Origin of the sequence: Pseudomonas sp. 2995-3 (genome assembly GCF_002742565.1) — a bacterium.
Lineage (GTDB): Bacteria > Pseudomonadota > Gammaproteobacteria > Pseudomonadales > Pseudomonadaceae > Aquipseudomonas > Aquipseudomonas edaphica.
Window position 1 is genome coordinate 386744 of record NZ_LJSB01000176.1, and the last position, 19556, is coordinate 406299.

Below are 19556 nucleotides of genomic sequence, written 5' to 3' on the forward strand. Positions count from 1 at the left end.
GCCGAGTCGAACGTTGTAGAATGCGCGGCCCTTGTCTTTACCGGAATCTGTAATGGATCGCCCGCGTTTTCGAGCTGTATTTTTTCACCCGCGCTTTTGGCTGTTATGGCTGGGACTCGGCCTGCTGTGGCTGATTACCCAGTTGCCCTACCGTGCATTGCTGACCATTGGTCGATTACTTGGTGCCGGCATGTACCGTGTGGCTGCTGATCGCCGCCGCATCGCCGCGCGCAACCTCGAGCTGTGCTTCCCGGAAAAATCCGCCAAGGAACGTAAACGGCTGCTCAAGGAAAACTTCGCGTCCACCGGCATCGCTTTCTTCGAGATGGCCATGAGCTGGTGGTGGCCCAAATCGCGCCTGGCACGCCTGGCCCATGTCGAAGGGCTTGAGCATTTGAAGCAGGCGCATCTGGATGGCAAGGGTGTGATCCTGATGGCGTTGCACTTCACCACCCTGGAAATTGGCGCGGCCCTACTCGGGCAGAAGCACACCATTGATGGCATGTACCGCGAGCACGGCAACCCGCTGTTCGACTTCATTCAGCGCCGTGGCCGTGAGCGGCACAACCTCGATTCCCTGGCGGTAGAGCGCGACGACGTGCGCGGCATGCTCAAGCTGCTGCGTTCGGGCCGCGCCATCTGGTATGCGCCGGATCAAGACTACGGCGCCAAGCAAAGCATTTTTGTTCCGCTGTTCGGCATCCAGGCCGCTACCGTGACCGCCACCAGCAAGTTTGCGCGGCTGGGCAAGGCGCTGGTGATGCCCTTCACCCAGGAGCGCCTGGCCGATGGCAGCGGTTATCGCCTGGTGATCCACCCGCCGCTGACCGACTTCCCCGGTGAGAGCGACGAGGTTGACTGCCTGCGCATCAACCAGTGGGTCGAAGCCTCGGTGCGCGAATGCCCCGAGCAGTACCTGTGGACGCACCGGCGCTTCAAGAGCCGCCCGCCCGGCGAGGCTAAGCTGTACGAACCGCGCCGCCGGTAACCGCTACTTTTCTTCCAGGGAGTGACGCAATGCGCCCAGCTGAACCGGTCACAGGCTTGATTCTTTCCGGTGGCGGGGCGCGAGCGGCGTATCAGGTGGGCGTACTGGCGGCGATTGCCGAGTTGCTGCCGCCGGGGGCGCCGAATCCTTTTCCGGTGATTGTCGGCACCTCCGCCGGCGCGATCAATGCGGTGAGCCTGGCCAGTGGCGCCACGGATTTCACTGCGGCCATCCAACGCCTTACCGCCTTCTGGCAGGGCTTTCGCAGCCATCTGGTGCTGCGCAGCGATTGGCCGGGCGTGGTGCACCAGGCCAGCCGTTTCTTTATCCATAGCCTGTTGGGCCTGGGTGCCCAGGTGCCGGTGGCGTTGCTCAACAGTGCGCCGTTGCGCGACTTGCTCAACGACAAACTGCACCTGCACGGCATTGATGAGGCGATCCGCAACAAGCATCTGCATGCAGTCGCGGTCACGGCCTTTGGTTATGAGTCCGGGCAAGCGGTGACCTTCTATCAGGGCGGCGGTAAGATCGATGCCTGGCTGCGCCATCGGCGCATCGGTGTGCCGACCCAACTGACGGTTGAGCACTTGCTGGCCAGCTCCGCGATCCCCTTGCTGTTTGCGCCGGTCAAACTCGACCAGGAATATTTTGGTGACGGTGCCGTGCGCCAATCCGCGCCCATCAGCCCGGCCTTGCACCTGGGTGCCAGCCGGGTGCTGGTGGTGGGCGTGAGCGGCAACCCGCGTGGCAATGAACCTTCGGTGCAACGTACTTACACTGGCCAGGAGCCGACCTTGGCGCAGATTGGTGGGCATATGCTTAACAGCACGTTTATTGACAGCCTGGAAAGCGATATTGAGCTGTTGGAGCGTCTGAACCAATTCAGCCATGTTGCGCCGGGGCTGGCGCCGGTAGAGGTGCTGGTGATTGCGCCCAGCCAGCCGATCGATCAAATCGCGGCGCGGCATCGGCAGGAATTGCCGGCGGCGTTGCGTCTGTTCTTGCGCGGTCCGGGGGCGACCAAGACCAGTGGGGCGGGGGTGTTGAGTTACTTGTTGTTCGAGGCGGGGTATTGCAGCGAGTTGATTGAGCTGGGGCGCAAGGACGCACTTGCCAAGCGCGAGGAATTGTCCAAATTCCTTGGGCTGACAGTGAACTAAATGTGGGAGCTGGCTTGCCTGCGATAGCGGTATTCCTGTACCAACTATGTTGGCTGACAGATCGCTATCGCAGGCAAGCCAGCTCCCACAGGGGATTGGTGTTGCTCAATCAGAAGTGATACTTGACCAGGAAGCTCGCCGTGTCCTGGTTAGTCTTGAACGCGCCGGAATCTTCGATCCCGTACTTGTTCTTCCAGTAGTCATATTCGAAGCCGACATACAGCTGCTTCTCGCCCCAATGCAGCGCCTTGCCCAAGTCGTACTTGACCTGTGGGTTGAAGTGCAGGTTGGCGTGGTAAGTGCCACGGGCGTTCCTGTCGTTGTCCACCACCCAGTCCATGAAGCCGTCGATCAGCACGTTGGAGTTGCCCACGGGAATGGTGTACGACCACACCGGCGTGATCTGCCACACGCCATCGCCCGGGCGGTTGCCTTCGGTCTGGCGCTGGTAGAAGTTCAACTGGAAGTAGTCGAAGCCAGGGATGTTCAGGTCAAAGCCCGGGCCCAGCAGGTACGACTCGTTATCGCCTTCGCCGAACTCGTAAGTGAAGGCCAGCAGCACATCTTTGATCGGGCCGAACGAGAGGTCTTTGTCGAAGATCTTGCCGAACGACAACCGTGGGCTGAACTCGCCGTAGTAGGTGCTTGGGCCGACGTTGCCGTCTTCCTTGCCGTTGTAAAAGATGCGGTCGACGAACAGGAAGTTGTCGCCGTACTTCCACGCATCGGCGTGCTCGAAGGTGACGGTTTGCTGGATCTGCGGGTTAACGGTGAAGTTCTTGCCCCACAGGTACGTCAGGCTGTTGTTCTGCCACTGCAACAAATCGCCTGCCACGGCTTGGCCGCCGGCCAGCAGGGATCCTGCCAGCATCAGGCCTTTGAACATAGGTTTCATTCGGTTGCTCCCGAGTCAAAGTTTTATGGTTGTTTTTCTACGCAGGCGCTCTGGTGTGGCGCCTTTTGGTTCGCTGCAAAAATCGTCTGTTTGGTCAGCTTTAATGCTTTTAGCAAGAGCTGCGCCAAGGTGTTTAAAAAGCCAATAAAAGGCCTTCGGCTGCACTTGATGCAGTCGAATCCGGAGGTTTTTTTCTGCACGTTGGCCGCAGACATTGGGCCAGGATAAGTTGGCCCTGCAGTCAGCTTTTACATTCGCTGTTTTTTTTTGAGTCGATTCGAGCGGGCGCGGAGAATACTGGCTCCCAGGCCTTGGCTCAAGTGCGCTGTTAGAGAGCGCAGGGGGCGAGAATGGGGCGCGGCTTGTGGCCGGCCCCAGGTGAATAGGGTGCATGTGGGTATTTCCTGTTGGTTATTATTTTTGTTGTTGTTTGCTAACAGGCCAAATCAATGCGTGTGGGCGACCGCGGGGCGTTCCGAACCGCCGAGGATGTTGAACAGGATGTTCAGCGACAAGGCGCTGAGGGTGGCCATGGCGATTCCACTGTGGGTAATCGGACTCATCCACAGGGGCAATTGCGCGAAGAATTCCGGGCGCACCACCGGGATCAGGCCCATGCCGATGCTGACTGCCACCAGCAACTGGTTGCGGCGGTCGGCAATGTCGGCCTCCTGCAGGATCTTGATGCCCGTCGCCGCGACCATGCCGAACATGGCAATGGCGGCGCCGCCCAATACTGCCGGTGGAATCGATGCCACCAAAAAGGCGGCTTTGGGCAGCAGGCTCAGCACAATCAGGAACGCCCCGGCCATGATCGTCACCGAGCGGCAACGCACGCCGGTCATCTGCACCAGGCCGATATTCTGGGCGAATGAGGAGTGAGTAAACGTATTGAAGAAACCGGCGAAAAATGAGGCGCCAGCGTCACACAACAGGCCACGGCGCAGCATCCTTGGCGTGACCTCCTGGCCGGTGATTTTGCCCAGCGCAAGAAACATCCCGGTGGACTCGACGAAGATGATCACCACCACCAGGCACATCGACAGGATCGGTGCCAACTCGAACTTGGGCATGCCGAAATGCAGTGGCGTCACCACTTGCACCCACGGTGCCTGGGACAGGCCGCCGAGGTCGACCATGCCGAGCAGGCCGCACAAGCCATAGCCGAGCGCCATGCCGATCAGCACCGAGATATTTACCCAGAAGCCGCGCATGAAACGGTTGATCAGTAAGATGGTGGCCAGTACCAGCGCGGCAATCGCCAGGTAAACCGGCGAGCCGAAGGTGGCGGCGGCACTGCCGCCACCGGCCCAGTTCACGGCCACGGGGAACAGCGACAGGCCGATGGCAGTGATCACGGTGCCGGTCACCAAGGGCGGGAAAAACCGCACGACCTTGGACATGAACGGCGCGATCAGCATGCCGAAAAAACCGGCAGCGATGGTCGCGCCGAAGATGCCCTGCAGGCCGATGCCAGGCATGCCGGCCATGGCCACCATGCTGCCGACGGCGGCGAAACTGGCGCCCATCATCACCGGCATGCGAATGCCCACCGGGCCGATGCCGAATGACTGCACCATGGTGGCAATGCCCGCCACGAGCAGATCGGCGTTGATCAGAAAGGCGATTTCTTCACGGCTCAAGCCTGCGGCCTGGCCAATGATCAGGGGTACGGCGACGGCGCCGCCGTACATCAGCAAGACGTGTTGCAGGCCTACCAGAATCAGTTGCAAGAGGGGCAGCCGCACCATGGCGGGTGCGGCGGGAATCTGCGGTTCGACTAACTCGGTCATGCAACACCTCGGATCTTTTTTATTGTTGTGTTGTTTGGAACGCACTCTGTAAATCACCACAAATCCCTGTGGGAGCTGGCTTGCCTGCGATGGCGCTGGCTCAGCAACTCATCTGGTGGCTGATGCACCGCTATCGCAGGCAAGCCAGCTCCCACATTTTGGATTTGTGTTACTCAGGCTGTCAGTTAGTGCGCGCCCCCTGGTTGATCCAGGTGCCAATCAAATCCCGTTCCTGCTGGGTCATCTGGGTGATGTTGCCCAGCGGCATGATCTGGCTGGCCACGGCCTGCGCTTGAATACGCGCCGCCTGCTGCTGAATCTGCGCCGGGGTATCGAACATCACGCCTGCCGGTGCGGTGCTGAACAGCGGGCTGGTGGGCTTGGCCGAATGGCACACGGCGCAGCGTTCCTGGATCACGCCATGCACCTTGTCGAAATCAATCGTCGCCTGGGCCGGTGCCGCAGCAGGTTCTGCAGCGGGTGCGGCTGGCGCAGCAGGTTTCAAGCCACCGCCCAATGCGGTTTCCGGCAATGGCTGGTACTCGATGGCCGCGGGTGCCTTGGCCACGTCAGGCGCAGTCGAAACAGGTTTAGGACCGGTCACATACGCCAGGCAAATCATCGCCAATGCGCCCACCGGCAACGTCCACGCATACTTCTGGCTGTTATGCCGTGTGTTGAAGTAGTGACGCACCAACACCGCTGCCACCGCGATACCCGCCAGGATCAGCCAGTTGTATTGGCTGCCGTAGGTGCTCGGGAAGTGGTTGCTGATCATGATGAACAGCACCGGCAAGGTGAAGTAGTTGTTGTGACGCGAACGCAGCAGACCCTTGGCCGGCAGCGCCGGGTCAGGTGTGCGGTTCTCGGCGATGGCCGCTACCAGCGCGCGCTGGGCGGGCATGATGATGCGGAATACGTTACCGACCATGATGGTGCCGATCACCGCACCTACGTGCAGGTAAGCACCGCGACCGCTGAAGACCTTGCTGAAGCCGTAAGCGGCCGCAATCAACAGTACAAACAGGATAAAGCCGAGCAGGGCAGGGCGTTTGCCCAGCGCCGAATCGCACAGAAAGGAATAGATGAACCAGCCGACGAACAGTGAGCCAATGCCCAGCAGTACGCCTTCGGGGCCACTGAGGCTGCTGCCCGGGGCCAGCAGGTACAAGGTCGGGTTGGCGTAGAACACTACGCACAGCAGCGCGATGCCCGACATCCAGGTGAAATAGGCTTCCCATTTGAACCAATGCAGGTTGTCCGGCATGGTCGGCGGGGCCAGTTTGTATTTTTCCAGGTGGTAGATACCGCCACCGTGAATCGCCCATAAGTCACCGGCCAGGCCGTCTTTGGGATTGACGCGATTAAGGTTGTTTTCCAGCCAGACAAAATAGAAGGAAGCGCCGATCCACGCGACGCCAGTGATCATGTGAACCCAGCGCACGCTAAGGTTCAGCCATTCCATCAAATGTGCTTCCACAGTCTTTACCTCTCGCCTGTCACCCTTGTTGTCGGGTGATCAGACCTTCTCTTATTGGTGGGGGGCGAGGATCAACCGCTCATCCTCTTTGAAAAAATGCTCATCGCAGTTATTGCCTGTGCCACTGCGATCAACCACCAGGAAGTCATCCCGCTTTTCGATCGTCAGCACCGGGTGGTGCCAGACGCCGCGATGGTAATTAATGCCCTGCCTGCCGTTGGTGACGAAGGCGCGGACCAAGCCCGATACAGGTTCATCGCCAAGTGGCGCGACCACGATCAGAAAGGGGTTGCCGAGCAGCGGGATGAAGGCCTGGCTGCCCAGCGGGTGTCTTTCCAGCATACACACGGTCAGCGGCATGTCCTGCGCATCGGCGCGGAAGATGCTGATGATTGCGTTGTCTTCAGGCTGGGCGGTTTCTACCGTGGCCAGCTTGTGAAAGCGCATGGTCGACCCGTTATTGATCATGAAGTGATCGCTGCCATCGGTTTCGATAACGTCTCCGAAAGGGGCGAAGGCTTCTTTGGTCAGGGGTTCGATCACTAGTGTGCGCATGGCTGTCTTCTTATCCGGATTCTGTGTTGTTTGTTCTATTGCTATCGCGGGCAAGCCCGGCTCCCACATTTTGATCTGTGAATACATTCAAATGTGGGAGCTGGCTTGCCTGCGATGGGCTCACCGCTTATTTAGCGACTTTACCGAGGACCCGCAGGCGGCTCACACCACCATCCGGGAACACGTTCAGGCGGATGTGGGTAATCGGCCCCAGTGCCTTGATCTGCTCGGCAAACGTGTGTTCAGCGTGCATTTCCAGTTTCTGCGCCGGCAGCAGCTCGCGCCAGAACAGCGATTGGGTTTCGATCTGGCTGTCGGTGCCGCCCTTCACGAACGCGCCCTGGATCGAGCAGGTGTCCGGGTAGTTGCCTTTGAAGTGCAGGGTGTCGACCACGATTTTCTCGATCTCGCCGGGGTGGCCCAGGGCGACGATCACCCAGTCATTGCCTGGCGTACGACGACGGGCGGTTTCCCAGCCGTCGCCCATGTTGATGCCACGGCCCGGGTTGAGGATGTTGCTCATGCGGCCGAAGTGTTCGTCGGAGCACGCCAGGGCGCGACCGCCGTTGAGGGCCGCTGCCAGGTCGACCTGTTCGTTGTCGCCCACCGAGGACCAGTCGCGGAACGGCACGCCGTACACACGCAGACGGGCCACACCGCCGTCCGGGTAGATGTTGAAACGCAGGTGGCTGAACGCCTGGTCGTTGTTGATCTCGTGGTAGTGGTGGCTGTTGCCTTGCAGCTCCACGGCCGACAGCACTTCCACCCACTGGGTGTTGGCGTCCGGCTCGCCCGAGGCCAGGAAGCAGGCTTCCAGGGAGGCCGATGGCGGGAAGTTGCCGGTGAAGAATGAAGTGTCGATGTCCACGCCCTTGATCGAGCCGGGTACGCCGAGGCGGATCACCGCGCTGTCGTAGCCTTCGAAGCGCTTGCGGCGTGACTCCCAGCCGTCCATCCACTTGCCGTTGTCATCGAAAACGCCCTCCTTCCACACGGCCGGGGTCGGCTGGAACAGGCGGTTGGCGTCAGCGAACCAGTCATCGGTCACCGAGATGATCTTGGTGCCCAGGCGGGCATCGGCCAGGTTGACGAACTTTTCGAAAGGTACGGCGTAAGCTTTCATTCTTCTTGTCTGCCTTAGATAGAGTGGCTGGGGATGGTCTGTTAGAGGGTCAGTAAACGGAACAACGCGATCTTGTTGATCTCGGCCAGCGCGCATTTGAACTCGGCGTCTGCCGAATTGTGAATGCGCGTTTCGAACGCAGCGAGGATCTGATGCCGGTTGCTGCCTTTTACCGCCATGATGAAGGGAAACTTGAACTTGGCCTTGTAGGCATCGTTCAGCTCGGTGAAGCGCGAGAACTCTTCGGCCGTGCATTGGTGAATCCCCGCGCCAGCTTGCTCATCGGTGCTGGCTTGGGTCAGTTGGCCCTGGACGGCAGCTTTGCCGGCCAGGTCCGGGTGAGCGTTGATCAGCGCCAGCTGGCTGGCATGATCGGCGCTTAACAGGATATCGCTCATGCGCTGGTGCAGGGTTTCGATCTGGTCGACCGAGCTGTCCTGGCCCAGGTCGAAGGCCTTTTCGGCCACCCATGGCGAGTGTTCGTAGATATCGGCGAAAGCGGCGACAAATTCATCGCGGCTCAGGGTCGATGGCTTCAGGGTCTGGAACGCAGTCATTTCGCCGCTCCCGTGTGCGGGTGGGTTTCGTGCCAGTGACGGGCGATGTCAACGCGACGGGTGAACCACACCTGTTCATGGCCTTTGGCGTATTCGATAAACCGTTTCAACGAAGCCAGGCGTGCAGGGCGGCCGATCAGGCGGCAGTGCAGGCCGATGGAAAGCATCTTCGGCGCCTCGGCCCCTTCGGCATACAACACGTCGAACGCGTCCTTGAGGTACTCGAAAAAGTCATCGCCCTTGTTGAAACCCTGCACCTGGGTGAAGCGCATGTCGTTGGTGTCCAGGGTATAAGGGATCACCAAATGCGGCTTGCCGGTCGGGTTGTTCGGCTCCCAGTAGGGCAGGTCGTCGTCATAGGTGTCGCAGTCGTACAGGAAACCGCCTTCCTCCATCACCAGCCGGCGAGTATTGGGGCCAGTGCGGCCGGTGTACCAGCCCAGTGGGCGCTCGCCGGTGAGTTCGGTGAGGATGCGGATGGCTTCGAGCATGTGCTCGCGCTCCTGGGCCTCGTCCATGTACTGGTAGTCGATCCAGCGGTAGCCGTGGCTGCAGATCTCGTGGCCGGCGTCGACCATTGCGCGGATCACATCCGGGTGGCGCTGGGCGGCCATGGCGACGGCGAAGATGGTCAGCGGGATATCGAATTCTTTAAACAGCTTGAGGATGCGCCACACACCCGCACGGCTGCCGTACTCGTACAGCGACTCCATGCTCATGTTGCGGGCGCCTTGCAGCGGCTGGGCCGAGACCATTTCCGAGAGGAAGGCTTCGGACTCTTTATCACCGTGCAAAATGTTGCGCTCACCGCCTTCTTCGTAGTTGAGTACGAACGACAGCGCAATGCGTGCCTTGCCCGGCCAGTGGGGGTGAGGAGGGTTACTGCCGTAACCGATCAGGTCGCGTGGGTAGTCAGCGCTCACTGCAGTCTTCCTTCTTGTTCGTGATAGCAAGTGTGTGTGGCGGCCGGGCAGTGAAAAGACTGGGTGGCGTCACAGCGATGAGTGATTGTATACAACTTATCTGTCACTTTGTAAGCCTACATTTCTGCATTTTTTCTGTATCGCCGGGTTCAGATGCTGTAGCAAGAAACTTGCCTGACTGGTCAGTTAATGGACAAAAGGTCGTTTAAAAGCAAGGTTTACTCACGAATTGACTCATCGAGCAACACCGACGGGAAGATCCAAAGCTTTGTGATTTTTATTGTGTACAATTTTTTTAAAAAGTGTCTTAATCAGCCATCGCCGGCTTTTTCGATGCCCTGAAAAAGTGCAGGTTTCTCTTTTACTGACTTCAGGAGGCGCGAAGACGCCATGGGACGTTTGACCACACACGTTTTGGACGCCGCACACGGCTGCCCCGGTAGCAATATCAAGGTCGAGCTGTACCGCGTCGACGGCGCGCAGCTGGAACGGGTTGCCACTGCCACCACCAACAGCGACGGCCGTTGCGATGCGCCGCTGCTGCAAGGTGACGACTACCGCAGTGGTGTTTACCAACTGCAATTCAGCGCCGGCGACTACTACCGCGCCCGTGGTGTGCAATTGCCGGAACCGGCGTTTCTCGACGTCGTCGTGCTGCGTTTTGGCATCAGCGCCGAACAGGATCACTACCATGTGCCTTTACTGATTTCGCCTTACAGCTACTCCACCTATCGCGGTAGCTGAGTCGTCACCTCGCTTCACACCCCCAAAGCTCTTCGTTGGTTTTTTGCCCGCCCACACTGCGGGCTTTTTTTATTCTGAATGGCTCACGGGCCGCCCAAGTATGTAACGCACCTGGGGCGGTCGAGGTACCTAGGCTCGGCTTTTCTGTATGGAACAGTCCGCCATGAGTACCGACACCACCGCCTGGTTGGCCGCTGAGGCTGCTGCGGCGCAAGCGCTTAATTTTGATGACCCGCAAACCTCGGACGCGCAGCGTGATGCGGCGATTCGCACACTCCTGACCCGACGGCTAAACGCGGTCACGCAGCCCAGCCTTGAAATCAATCGCCTGTACGAAGCCCAAGCCAGGGCCAGAGAGGCGGTAAAACTCTTAAAAGACTTGATTGGGCGTGCGCCGAGAGTCTTGGGCATTATCCGGGGCGCATTACGCAATGCCTTTGCGCTGGACCCCGATACGCTGTTGTTCACCGAGTTCCGGCCGCCGCCTTTGCCCCAGAAGGTCTACAGCCTGACCGAAAAAGGCTTGGCACTTCTCATTGATCCGGATGTGCCGCTGGACATTAACCAGTTCACTACATTGCGTATCAAGGACGAACCGGCACGGACGTTGCCGTTTACCGCTTGGGATGCGTTGGTACGTGTGAAGGGGTTGGCGCTGCTCGGTCAGGTTGAGAAGGCTGAACGAGACTATTGGCAGCAACTGGCCTATGGCTCCTGGCTGACGCGCAAGCAGCGTTGGGTCCAGTTACGAAAATCCTTGTTCGCCGAGCATGCACTGCTGGCCCATCGCGTTTACCAGCTCTCGGACCGCGGCTATGCCATGGTCCGTAAAGTCATGGAGATCCCCGGCGCCGATGCGCGCCGTCGCGCCGCAGGTGAGTGGGCGAATATTCAAGTGAGCAGGGTGGCGTGGCCTGGCACAAATCGGGCACTGGTTCCTGTGCCGGGCGCTTTGCATATTTATCGTGAAGGCATCGCGGGGGACACGCCCCATGTGATTTATCTGCCGGGTCTGATTCGGGAGTTTTACGAGTTCAGTTCCTGGTATCGAATGCAATGTGATCTGCCTGCGCTGGTCAACGGCCCTTTGAGCCAGGTGCTATGGCAGTGTTTGCCACTGCGCCGTTGGCATGAGCTGTGTAACACACCCAGTGTTACGCCTCAGGCGTTTACCCTTCAGCTTATTGGTGTACACCAGGAAGACGTGTTGCTTGCCAGTGCGACCGAGCTGCTGGAGGCGCAGTGGGATAACGAGGTGGCCTGTGCCTTGTCAATCAACCCTGCGGCTGTGGGCGTTCAAGGTGTGGGGCAATTCAACGCTCCTGAGGTGAAACGCTTCCTCAAATTCATCGAAAAAGGCCGTCGCCGGCTGGCATGCAGCCTCCTGCTGGGAAACAGCCTGGACGCCTTGCCGGAGTGGGATCATCAGCGCCGCAGCGGTGAGATTGTGTGTGCAAGTTTGACGCCGGACCTCGCCCTCAAGACCCGTGAAGCGCAACTCAAACGTTACGAAAAAGGCTTGATGGCCCTGCTGGATCCGACGGATGTGGGCAAAAGCACTGCACCCTATCAAGACTTTTTGAACCTCGATCAGCGATGGCAGGAACAAGTGAGCACCGTGAGTCAATTGGCCCGTGCCCCGCACGAGCGCATGTTTGAAAAGGCGTTCTGGCTTGAACAGCCTTTGGGCACGTCTAATCGCGGCTCATTGGTGGGGACTGCCCTGCGCCGGGCTTTGCTTCTGGAAGCCCAGATGCAGCAACAGTTGAACCTGATGCCTTCCGTGCATCTGGAGCGATTGAATACGGTATTGAGTGAGTCTTGGGTGCCTGGCGACAGTGCTGCTGATACCTGTGTATTGCAAGTAACGGTCGGCAGTGAGTCCGGCCAGTTGTACCCGCTGCTGGGGGCTCTGCTCGTGACCACCCACCAGGCCCTGGCTCACCCGAGTGGCCCACACCCAGTATTGTTATACGTGACGGGTCTGTATGGCGGGCTTGTGCCCTTTGACAACGTGAACGCGTTCGCCAAGGGGCTTCAAGCCAGCCTGAAAAGCCGCGATGGCTCCGTGTTGTGGCGCTGCATCGAGCGTGATCATCGTGTGGCTGCGCGGGGCTGGATCCAGGCGTTGCCCAAGGATGCGCCATTGGTAGTGAGTTATGAGGCCATCAAGCGCACGATGCTCAAAGACTTGTTCATTAAGCTAATGCAACGTTACGCGGCGTTGAACAAACGTGTGGGCAGGGGTGTTCGGTTGTTCAGTGAGGTGAGCGATCCGCAGTTGAGCCGAATGTTACTGGCCCAGGAGTTGTTCGAGTGCCTGCAAGTACCCGCCAATGATGCTCGCACACTGGCCTTGGCCAATATCAACCTGTTGCAGATGGCAGCCACTCAGGCGAAAAAACTCCCCTCGTGGTTGGGCATTGCCTCAACCGGTAGTCGAAGACACTACAAACGATTGTTACGCCGTTACCTGATGAATGCCTTTGCGGTGGAGAACAAACTGTGGCGGGATTTACCGGACTTGGAGTCATTCGCCCGTAATGGCTTGATTGCGCGATTGACTCGGGACGGGTTTTACCCGCGACTGGATATCGACAAACCCCTGATAGATTTGCCCGATGATGTCAGCTCCCAATTGTGTGGCTGGTCGAGTCAGTGCGCAGTGGGCGATCGCGATACAAAAAAGGTCGTCAGCTCGCAGCGCACCACTTTCAGCCTGCTGCAATTAGCGTTGCATAACCTTGACCCCAAGGCACCCTGGACCCGCTGGCGATTAAATCGCGCACGCTGGTTGGACCCCGCCTGGAAAGAGCGCTTGAGCGTGCGTTACCTGATCAACACCCTGTCATCGCTCGATCTTGGGGGCGAGTACGACAAGCGGATCCTCAAGGCATTTTATCCGCCGACGTCTACTCCGGCCACGTCTCCTGGGCTCTCACAGGCTTTGGTCTATAGGGCTTTGCGACAACGCGCTCAGATGCAGCTGTACTCTGCGGTCCAGCAAGGTTTGAGTGATAAAGCGCAGCGTCTGTTTACCCTGGCGATGGCCGCTGGGTCGGCAAGTGACCTGAAAAAAGATGGGTTCGACGTAGAGTTGGCGGTTCTGCGCCTGATGGACGCAACCCCAGAACATGATCGGCACATTGCTGGCTTATTGTTCATTCATGACAGGTTATCAAAGCTCTGTGTGGTGTATTGGCCCATGGCTGCGGCAAGCCGGGTGATTGTTGCGTATGCCAGTCTGGACGAAGCAGAAAAGGCGTTGAATCTTATCGGCGCACTCCCCGAAAACCAGAAGGCGTTGGCGCGCCAGGTGGCGCCAGGTTGGGAGGCGCAGGCGCTGGCCGGCTACCCCGATAAAGACCCAGGGGTGCAACCCCGCCGGCCTCACTCGCTTGAGCCGGGTCAACCCGGTCTATATCGTTTTGTTGCCATGCTTGTGGAGTTTTTTTTGGCCCCGCACAAAAAACCGGCGGTGGACAATGAAAGCATCGAGGCATTGATCAAGGAGCAAATCGAGTCGCAGCCTGAACATTGGTTAGCGGCTGCGCCCACCACCTGTGGCAATGCCATGGCGTTGTTGGCCCACGCTAAGGTGTTCGATCTGCAACGGCGTACCCAAGCCCAATCCCAGTCTTCCCAGGCGCTGGAGCAATACCGCGAGCAGCGTTTGGGGGAGCAGCACGACGCGACGATTCGCGGGCTGCTGGGCTTTGTCCCGGTACTGGGTGTTGGCATCAGCCTGTATGAAATGCTGCTTGCAGCGCGGCGCTATCATTACAGCGGGTCTGCCCATGATGCTGTGGATGTGGCGTTCTTGACGATGCTTGCGTTCTTCGACGTGCTGACATCCTTTGGTCCTTCCGCGAAAGGCGCGCGCGTGTCGCGTGTCGCTTTAGGCCGCTTGCATCGCCATCAAGGGGTCACGCTCGGTACCCGCGCAGGCCTGAAACCGTCACCGATCAAGCCACGTCACCTGCTGGAGCACTTCCAGTCCCCTGATGGACTGGATGGGGCCATTGAATTGGCGGGGCCGGGCGCTAAAGGGCGGTACGCGAAAGATGGCCGGCAGTTTATTCGTGAGGGTAAAGATATTTACCCGGTATATCAGCGTGAGAACGAATGGGGACTGCGACTGAAAAAGAGCCAGGGAGAAGGGCAAGATGAACTGATTTTACACATCGAGCAGCCCCACGAGTGGCAGTTAGGGGCCGATGCACCGGTGCCCGGGCCGAGTTCAGGCGTATGGCAACCTTGGGCACCCACCAGAAGCGCAGCGGATTGGTCACCGCCTTCGCGTACGGGCCTGGAAGCGAATTTGCGCGCGTTGCCTGTGCCCACCAGTTCCTGGCAGGCGTGGGGGTTTCGGCGCAGTGACTCACTGATCGAAGTACCGCCCCTGGGCCGAAATATATACCGGGTGGCTGCAACGCCGGGTGCGGCGGCCTTTGATCTCTTGCGACTAGGGCCTGATTACTATCGGTTGTTGCCCCAGGGTACAAACGCGTCGTCTTCGAGCATCGTCTTTATAATGAGAAACCAGGATGTTTCGTTCAGGGCATCCGTGGATATAGAGCGCTGGCTGGGCGTGGCTGCTGCTGAGCAGCCGATACCGGCGAGCCTGGGTGCCAATGGGCTGTGGACGCCCCATCAAGTGCTGTTTAATGAACGCCTGGACGTCACGGTGGGGCGGGCTTTTCCTGCTATGACCCCGGGCAGCAGGCGGTTTGTCGCCGACCGTCTCACTGAGTTGGCGGACACCGGCCCCAGGGTGACGGCCACGCACTTACTCAATATCAGGGCGACACTCGACCGTTGGACGGCCCCGGGAAACCCGGACCGCCTGCCCGATCTGCTGAGAATGCTACGGCCTGCGGGCGAGCCGGGTGCCCTCACCATTAACATAGGGATCGATGGGGTAGCGCCGGGAGGCACGCGGCTGGATTTCACGCCGCCCTTACACCTTGATCCCTCGTTGCTCAGGCGCAGCCGCGGCAACGGCGTACTTCGTTCGCGAGCTGTTCACACAGCTGTCAGGCAGATACTCGAAAGATATGGATTCACCGTCAGGAGCATTCCAAGGCGGCATGGCGGGGCCAGTACGAGGGACTTTTACTGCACCCATCCGCATTCGAGTTCGGTTTACTTTGTGCTGAATAATTGGGTCGATAATCGCAACGTCAGCCTGCGTTCCAGGGTGGCCCCGCAGCTCTCCGAGGCTTGGTTTCGCGAGCGTATCGGTTCGCAGTCGCCATTCTCGGCGGAGTTTGCCGCCATTGATCAAGCCATGACACAAAACCGTCTGGTTCGGATCGTTGCAGGCATTCAGTGGCAAGTTCGTTATGGAGAGCCCGCCAGTGTGTATTTTGCCAAAGTCGCGCCGTTTAACCCTTGAGCAGCGCTGCGGTTGCCGCCCCGCCAAATAGCGTGGCACTGACGCGATTGAACCAGCTCTGGCCCGCGCCGCTGCGCAGGTAACGCGCGGCACCGTGGGCGCCGAGGCCGTAAGCCAGCTTGCAGAGCAAGTCGAGTACGGTCCAGGTCGCGATCATGATCAGCAGTTGCGGCAGAAACGGCTGCTGGCTACTGAGGAACTGCGGCAGGAAGGCGGCGAAGAACAGGATATCCTTGGGGTTGCTGGCGCCGAGCACAAAGGCCCGGCCGAACAGTGCGCGAAAACGCGGCACCGCCGGCGCCTGCGGTACCTCGGCGCCATGGGTTGGCAGGCGAGATTGCTGCCAGCTCTGCCAGGCCAGATAGAACAGGTACAGCGCGCCGATGATTTTCAAGGCGCTGAACAACTGCTCGGAGGCCAGCAACAATGCGCCCAGGCCCAGAGCCGAGGCGCTCAACAGGCAGATCGAGGCAAACACCCCGCCCAGGAACGCCGGGTACGAACGGCGCAGGCCGTAGTTGAGGCTATTACTGATCATCAACAGCGACAACGGCCCGGGGATCAGGATCACCACCAGTGCCGCACCACTGAACAACAGCCAGGTATCCAGGTTCATCTACATTTCTCCCTCTATGCAAAAGCCCCACCCGAAGGTGAGGCGGTTTTTCAGCCGTTCCCGAACTACAGGAAGATGAACTTGGCGATAAAGATCGCGCACAGCACCCACAGGCTGACAGAAATCTCACGGTACTTGCCGGTGCCTGCCTTGAGCGCCACGTAAGTGATAAAGCCCAAGGCAATCCCGTCGGCGACCGAGAAGGTCAACGGCATCATGATCGCGGTGACAATCGCCGGAATGCTGTCGGTGGCCTCATCCCAGTTGATATGGGCCATGCTCGCCATCATCAGCATCGCCACGTAAATCAGCGCGCCGGCGGTGGCATACGCCGGAATCATTCCCGCCAGTGGCGCAAAAAACATCGCGGCCACGAACAGGATGCCCACGGTCACGGCGGTCAGCCCGGTGCGACCACCTGCGGCCACACCCGCCGCGCTTTCCACATAGCTGGTCACCGGCGGCACACCGACCATGGCGCCAAACACGCTGGAGGCACTATCGGCCTTCAGCGCGCGGGACAGGTTATCGATCTTGCCATCGGCGTTGACCAGTCCGGCCCGTTGCGCGACGCCCATCAGTGTACCCGCGGTGTCGAACATGTGTACAAAAAGAAAAGCAAATACCACGCTTATCATGCTTACATTGAATACACCTTTTATGTCCATGGCCATCCATGTCGGCGCCAGGCTCGGTGGGGTTGAGAGAATGCCGTTGTAGTGCACCAGGCCCAGGCCCCAACCGGCGAGGGTCACGGCGATGATGCTGATCAGGATCGCGCCGAATACCCGGTGATAGCTGAGGATCGCAATCAACAGGAAGCACACGGCCGCCAGCAATGGCGCAGGCTCGTGCAGCGAACCGAGCTTGATCAAGGTGGCCGGGCTGTCGACGATAATGCCGGCGGTCTTCAGGCCGATCACCCCAAGGAACAAACCGACGCCTGCGCCCATGGCATGACGCAAGCTCACAGGGATGCTGTTGAGCAGCCATTCACGCACGCGCGACAGTGTCAGGCCCATGAACAGCACGCCGGAAATAAACACTGCGCCCAGCGCGGTTTCCCAGTGGTAGCCCATGGTGCCGACCACGGTGTAGGTGAAAAACGCATTCAGGCCCATACCCGGTGCCAAACCTACCGGCCAGTTGGCGTACAGCCCCATCAGCAGGCAGCCCAGCGCGGCGGCGATGCAGGTGGCGACGAACGCCGCACCGTGATCGATACCGGCGTCGGCCATGATGTTGGGGTTGACGAAGATGATATAGGCCATGGTGATGAAGGTGGTGAGGCCGGCAATCAACTCGGTCCTCACTGTGGTGCCATGCAAGCGCAGTTTGAACAGGCGTTCCAGCCAGCCGCCTTGCGGTGGGGCGAGGTCCAGCGTAGGGGCTTCGGTTTTTTGGCTATCCACAGCAAGTACTCCTCAAGAGTTTTATTGTTATTTCCAACGCCGGTCACAGAGGTGGGCAGCAGCGCTTTGAGGTACTGGCGGGTTTTGTTGACCAATAGGTCAGGAACTCGCACGAAGCGAATTATGCTTTTGTATACAAATAAAGCAAATAATGTTTTCTATTTTGTCTGCGAAAGGGGATGAAAGGCGGATGCGCCGGCGTTTCTTCGGCTTGTTGTGGCATAGGGTTAAGGCTGGCCGGCGAGGGCCTGATTCACCGCCAACCATCCAGCCACGGCGTCTTCACCGGCTTCACTGAACGCACGCTGCAACAGCTTCACTTGCTCGCGGCGCAGTGACTGCTCAAAACGTTGGCCTTCTTCAGTCAGTTCCAACAGGCGTTTGCGCTTGTCGGCCTCGGAGGCAACGCTGTCGACCAGGTGCATTTCCTGCAATTGGCGCAATGGCATGTTCAGCGCCTGCTTGCTCACCCCAAGCAACTCCAGCAGCTGCTTCACGCTCAAGGCGGGGTAACGCGCGATAAAAAATACGATGCGCTGATGCACGCGGCTCAGGCCACGGCGCTCGAGCATTTCGTCGGCCTTGGCGGTAAAAGCCTGGTAGCCGAAGAAAAAGGCTTCCATGGCTTGTTGTTGGCTGCCCTGGTTTTTAAGGTCAAGCATATTGACGTATCCACGCGAGTCGTCGTAATTTCGGTCAACCAGTTTGACGTATTTGCCCCCGACTTCGCTACCGGTGACCCTATGGCCTTCTCTGAACGTGTTACGCGCCTCAAAAGCTCCTTGATCCGTGAAATTCTTGCGGCGGCCCAGCGCCCGCAAGTGATGTCGTTCGCCGGTGGCCTGCCCGCCGAAGCCATGTTGCCGGTACTGAATTGGGATGAACTGCCACTGAACATCGGCCAATACGGTATGAGCGAAGGCGAGCCGCAATTGCGTGAACTGCTCGCCGCCGAGGCCCGCGCCTTGGGCTTACCGTGCCAGGCCAGTCAGGTGCTGGTGGTCAGCGGTTCCCAGCAAACCCTCGACCTGGCAGCCAAGCTGTACATCGACAAGGGCACTGAAGTCTTGCTGGAAGGCCCGACCTACCTGGCTGCACTGCAAATTTTCCAATTGTTCGGCGCCGATTGCCTCACCGTGCAACTGGAGGCCGACGGCCCGAACCTGGCTGCCCTGCGCGCCAGCCTCGAACGCCATCACCCGGCGTTCATCTACCTCATCCCGACCTTCCAGAACCCCTCGGCCGTGCGCTACAGCGAGGCCAAGCGCGCAGCCGTGGCCGCCTTGCTCGATGAATTCGGCGTAACCCTGATCGAAGACGAGCCCTACCGCGAGCTGACATTCGACGGCGCCAGTGCGCAGCCCATCGCCGGGCGGTTGAAAAAAGCCAGCTGGATCTACACCGGCACCGTCTCCAAGACCCTGTTGCCGGGGTTGCGCGTCGGTTACCTGATCGCCAGCGAGGATTTGTTCCCGCACCTGCTCAAGCTCAAGCAATCGGCCGACCTGCACACCAACCGCATCGGCCAGTGGCAAGCGATGCAGTGGATCGGCACGCAAAAGTACCAGCAACACCTGGCGCAGTTACGCGACTTTTACCGCGAACGTCGAGATGCCTTTCAGTCGGCTCTGGAGCGCCACTTTGGCGACCTGGCCGACTGGCAAGTGCCTCAAGGTGGATTATTCTTCTGGCTGACCTTGAAACAACCCCTCGACACCCGCACCTTGTTGGCGCAAGCATTGGATCAGGACGTGGCGTTCATGCCCGGTGAACCGTTCTTTTCCGAGCCCGATCAACACTTGGGTTCGTTGCGCCTCAATTTCAGCCATATCGACCCGGCCCGTCTGGACGAAGGTCTCAAGCGCCTGGCCGCGGTGGTCCGTCAAGCACAGCACGCGCAAGCGGCATAAGG

At 59.3% G+C, this 19556-nt stretch carries 15 protein-coding genes; 5 read left to right on the forward strand and 10 right to left on the reverse strand.

The features are described 5' to 3' along the window. Positions 1-52: 52 nt before the first annotated feature. Both AOA62_RS13790 and AOA62_RS13795 read left to right on the forward strand, forming a co-directional pair. A complete protein-coding gene (locus AOA62_RS13790; RefSeq protein WP_017137854.1) occupies positions 53-988 on the forward strand; it encodes a lipid A biosynthesis lauroyl acyltransferase in 936 nt (311 codons plus the stop codon). Positions 989-1017: 29 nt separating this feature from the next. Next, positions 1018-2148 carry a patatin-like phospholipase family protein gene (locus AOA62_RS13795; protein WP_099548909.1) on the forward strand — a complete coding sequence of 377 codons (1131 nt, stop codon included), beginning with the start codon at positions 1018-1020 and terminating at the stop codon, positions 2146-2148. A gap of 109 nt (positions 2149-2257) precedes the next feature. Here AOA62_RS13795 and AOA62_RS13800 read toward each other — a convergent pair whose 3' ends face one another. The 7 genes from AOA62_RS13800 to puuE form a co-directional block, all read right to left on the reverse strand. Further along, positions 2258-3043, reverse strand: coding sequence for an outer membrane protein OmpK (locus AOA62_RS13800; RefSeq protein ID WP_017137852.1), 786 nt, complete (start codon positions 3041-3043; stop codon positions 2258-2260). Positions 3044-3489: 446 nt separating this feature from the next. After that, positions 3490-4836, reverse strand: coding sequence for a nucleobase:cation symporter-2 family protein (locus tag AOA62_RS13805; protein WP_099548910.1), 1347 nt, complete (start codon positions 4834-4836; stop codon positions 3490-3492). A 181-nt stretch (positions 4837-5017) separates the two neighbouring features. Next, on the reverse strand, positions 5018-6316 hold the full coding sequence (locus AOA62_RS13810; RefSeq protein WP_017137850.1) for a urate hydroxylase PuuD: 1299 nt from the start codon (positions 6314-6316) through the stop codon (positions 5018-5020). 51 nt (positions 6317-6367) lie between these two features. Continuing rightward, positions 6368-6871, reverse strand: coding sequence for an ureidoglycolate lyase (locus AOA62_RS13815; protein WP_056861103.1), 504 nt, complete (start codon positions 6869-6871; stop codon positions 6368-6370). 127 nt (positions 6872-6998) lie between these two features. After that, complete coding sequence (gene alc, locus AOA62_RS13820; RefSeq protein WP_017137848.1) at positions 6999-7994, reverse strand: allantoicase; 996 nt, start codon at positions 7992-7994, stop codon at positions 6999-7001. 41 nt (positions 7995-8035) lie between these two features. Then, on the reverse strand, positions 8036-8551 hold the full coding sequence (gene uraD, locus AOA62_RS13825; protein ID WP_017137847.1) for a 2-oxo-4-hydroxy-4-carboxy-5-ureidoimidazoline decarboxylase: 516 nt from the start codon (positions 8549-8551) through the stop codon (positions 8036-8038). Next, entirely contained in the window at positions 8548-9474 is a 927-nt protein-coding gene (puuE, locus tag AOA62_RS13830; RefSeq protein ID WP_099548911.1) for an allantoinase PuuE, read from the reverse strand. Before puuE ends, uraD begins: the two co-directional genes overlap by 4 nt. 390 nt (positions 9475-9864) lie before the next feature. Here puuE and uraH point away from each other — a divergent pair, with 390 nt between their 5' ends. After that, positions 9865-10218, forward strand: coding sequence for a hydroxyisourate hydrolase (gene uraH / locus AOA62_RS13835; RefSeq protein WP_017137845.1), 354 nt, complete (start codon positions 9865-9867; stop codon positions 10216-10218). A 163-nt stretch (positions 10219-10381) separates the two neighbouring features. Then, positions 10382-15616, forward strand: coding sequence for a DUF6543 domain-containing protein (locus tag AOA62_RS13840; protein ID WP_099548912.1), 5235 nt, complete (start codon positions 10382-10384; stop codon positions 15614-15616). On the opposite strand, the gene AOA62_RS13845 is transcribed toward AOA62_RS13840, so the two are convergent. The 3 genes from AOA62_RS13845 to AOA62_RS13855 all read right to left on the reverse strand — a co-directional run bounded on the left by AOA62_RS13845 (position 15606) and on the right by AOA62_RS13855 (position 18306). Beyond that, positions 15606-16232, reverse strand: a complete 627-nt coding sequence (locus tag AOA62_RS13845; RefSeq protein WP_099548913.1) for a LysE family translocator — start codon at positions 16230-16232, stop codon at positions 15606-15608. The two genes, AOA62_RS13840 and AOA62_RS13845, sit on opposite strands and share 11 nt — an antisense overlap. A 65-nt stretch (positions 16233-16297) precedes the next feature. Further along, positions 16298-17644: an NCS2 family permease gene (locus tag AOA62_RS13850; RefSeq protein ID WP_017137842.1), complete on the reverse strand. Its 1347-nt coding sequence runs from the start codon at positions 17642-17644 to the stop codon at positions 16298-16300. A 227-nt stretch (positions 17645-17871) separates the two neighbouring features. Continuing rightward, the gene (locus tag AOA62_RS13855; RefSeq protein ID WP_099548914.1) at positions 17872-18306 is read right to left on the reverse strand and encodes a MarR family winged helix-turn-helix transcriptional regulator; all 435 of its coding nucleotides are present in this window, start codon (positions 18304-18306) and stop codon (positions 17872-17874) included. A gap of 81 nt (positions 18307-18387) precedes the next feature. On the opposite strand from AOA62_RS13855, the gene AOA62_RS13860 reads away from it, so the two are divergent. Continuing rightward, complete coding sequence (locus AOA62_RS13860; RefSeq protein WP_099548915.1) at positions 18388-19554, forward strand: PLP-dependent aminotransferase family protein; 1167 nt, start codon at positions 18388-18390, stop codon at positions 19552-19554. Positions 19555-19556: the final 2 nt, after the last annotated feature.

Bases quoted from the DNA above. Each gene is read 5' to 3' on its own strand.
- AOA62_RS13790 (WP_017137854.1), top strand. From the start codon at position 53: ATGGATCGCCCGCGTTTTCGAGCTGTATTTTTTCACCCGCGCTTTTGG.
- AOA62_RS13795 (WP_099548909.1), top strand. From the start codon at position 1,018: ATGCGCCCAGCTGAACCGGTCACAGGCTTGATTCTTTCCGGTGGCGGG.
- AOA62_RS13800 (WP_017137852.1), bottom strand. From the start codon at position 3,043: ATGAAACCTATGTTCAAAGGCCTGATGCTGGCAGGATCCCTGCTGGCC.
- AOA62_RS13805 (WP_099548910.1), bottom strand. From the start codon at position 4,836: ATGACCGAGTTAGTCGAACCGCAGATTCCCGCCGCACCCGCCATGGTG.
- AOA62_RS13815 (WP_056861103.1), bottom strand. From the start codon at position 6,871: ATGCGCACACTAGTGATCGAACCCCTGACCAAAGAAGCCTTCGCCCCT.
- alc (WP_017137848.1), bottom strand. From the start codon at position 7,994: ATGAAAGCTTACGCCGTACCTTTCGAAAAGTTCGTCAACCTGGCCGAT.
- uraD (WP_017137847.1), bottom strand. From the start codon at position 8,551: ATGACTGCGTTCCAGACCCTGAAGCCATCGACCCTGAGCCGCGATGAA.
- uraH (WP_017137845.1), top strand. From the start codon at position 9,865: ATGGGACGTTTGACCACACACGTTTTGGACGCCGCACACGGCTGCCCC.
- AOA62_RS13840 (WP_099548912.1), top strand. From the start codon at position 10,382: ATGAGTACCGACACCACCGCCTGGTTGGCCGCTGAGGCTGCTGCGGCG.
- AOA62_RS13845 (WP_099548913.1), bottom strand. From the start codon at position 16,232: ATGAACCTGGATACCTGGCTGTTGTTCAGTGGTGCGGCACTGGTGGTG.
- AOA62_RS13855 (WP_099548914.1), bottom strand. From the start codon at position 18,306: ATGCTTGACCTTAAAAACCAGGGCAGCCAACAACAAGCCATGGAAGCC.
- AOA62_RS13860 (WP_099548915.1), top strand. From the start codon at position 18,388: ATGGCCTTCTCTGAACGTGTTACGCGCCTCAAAAGCTCCTTGATCCGT.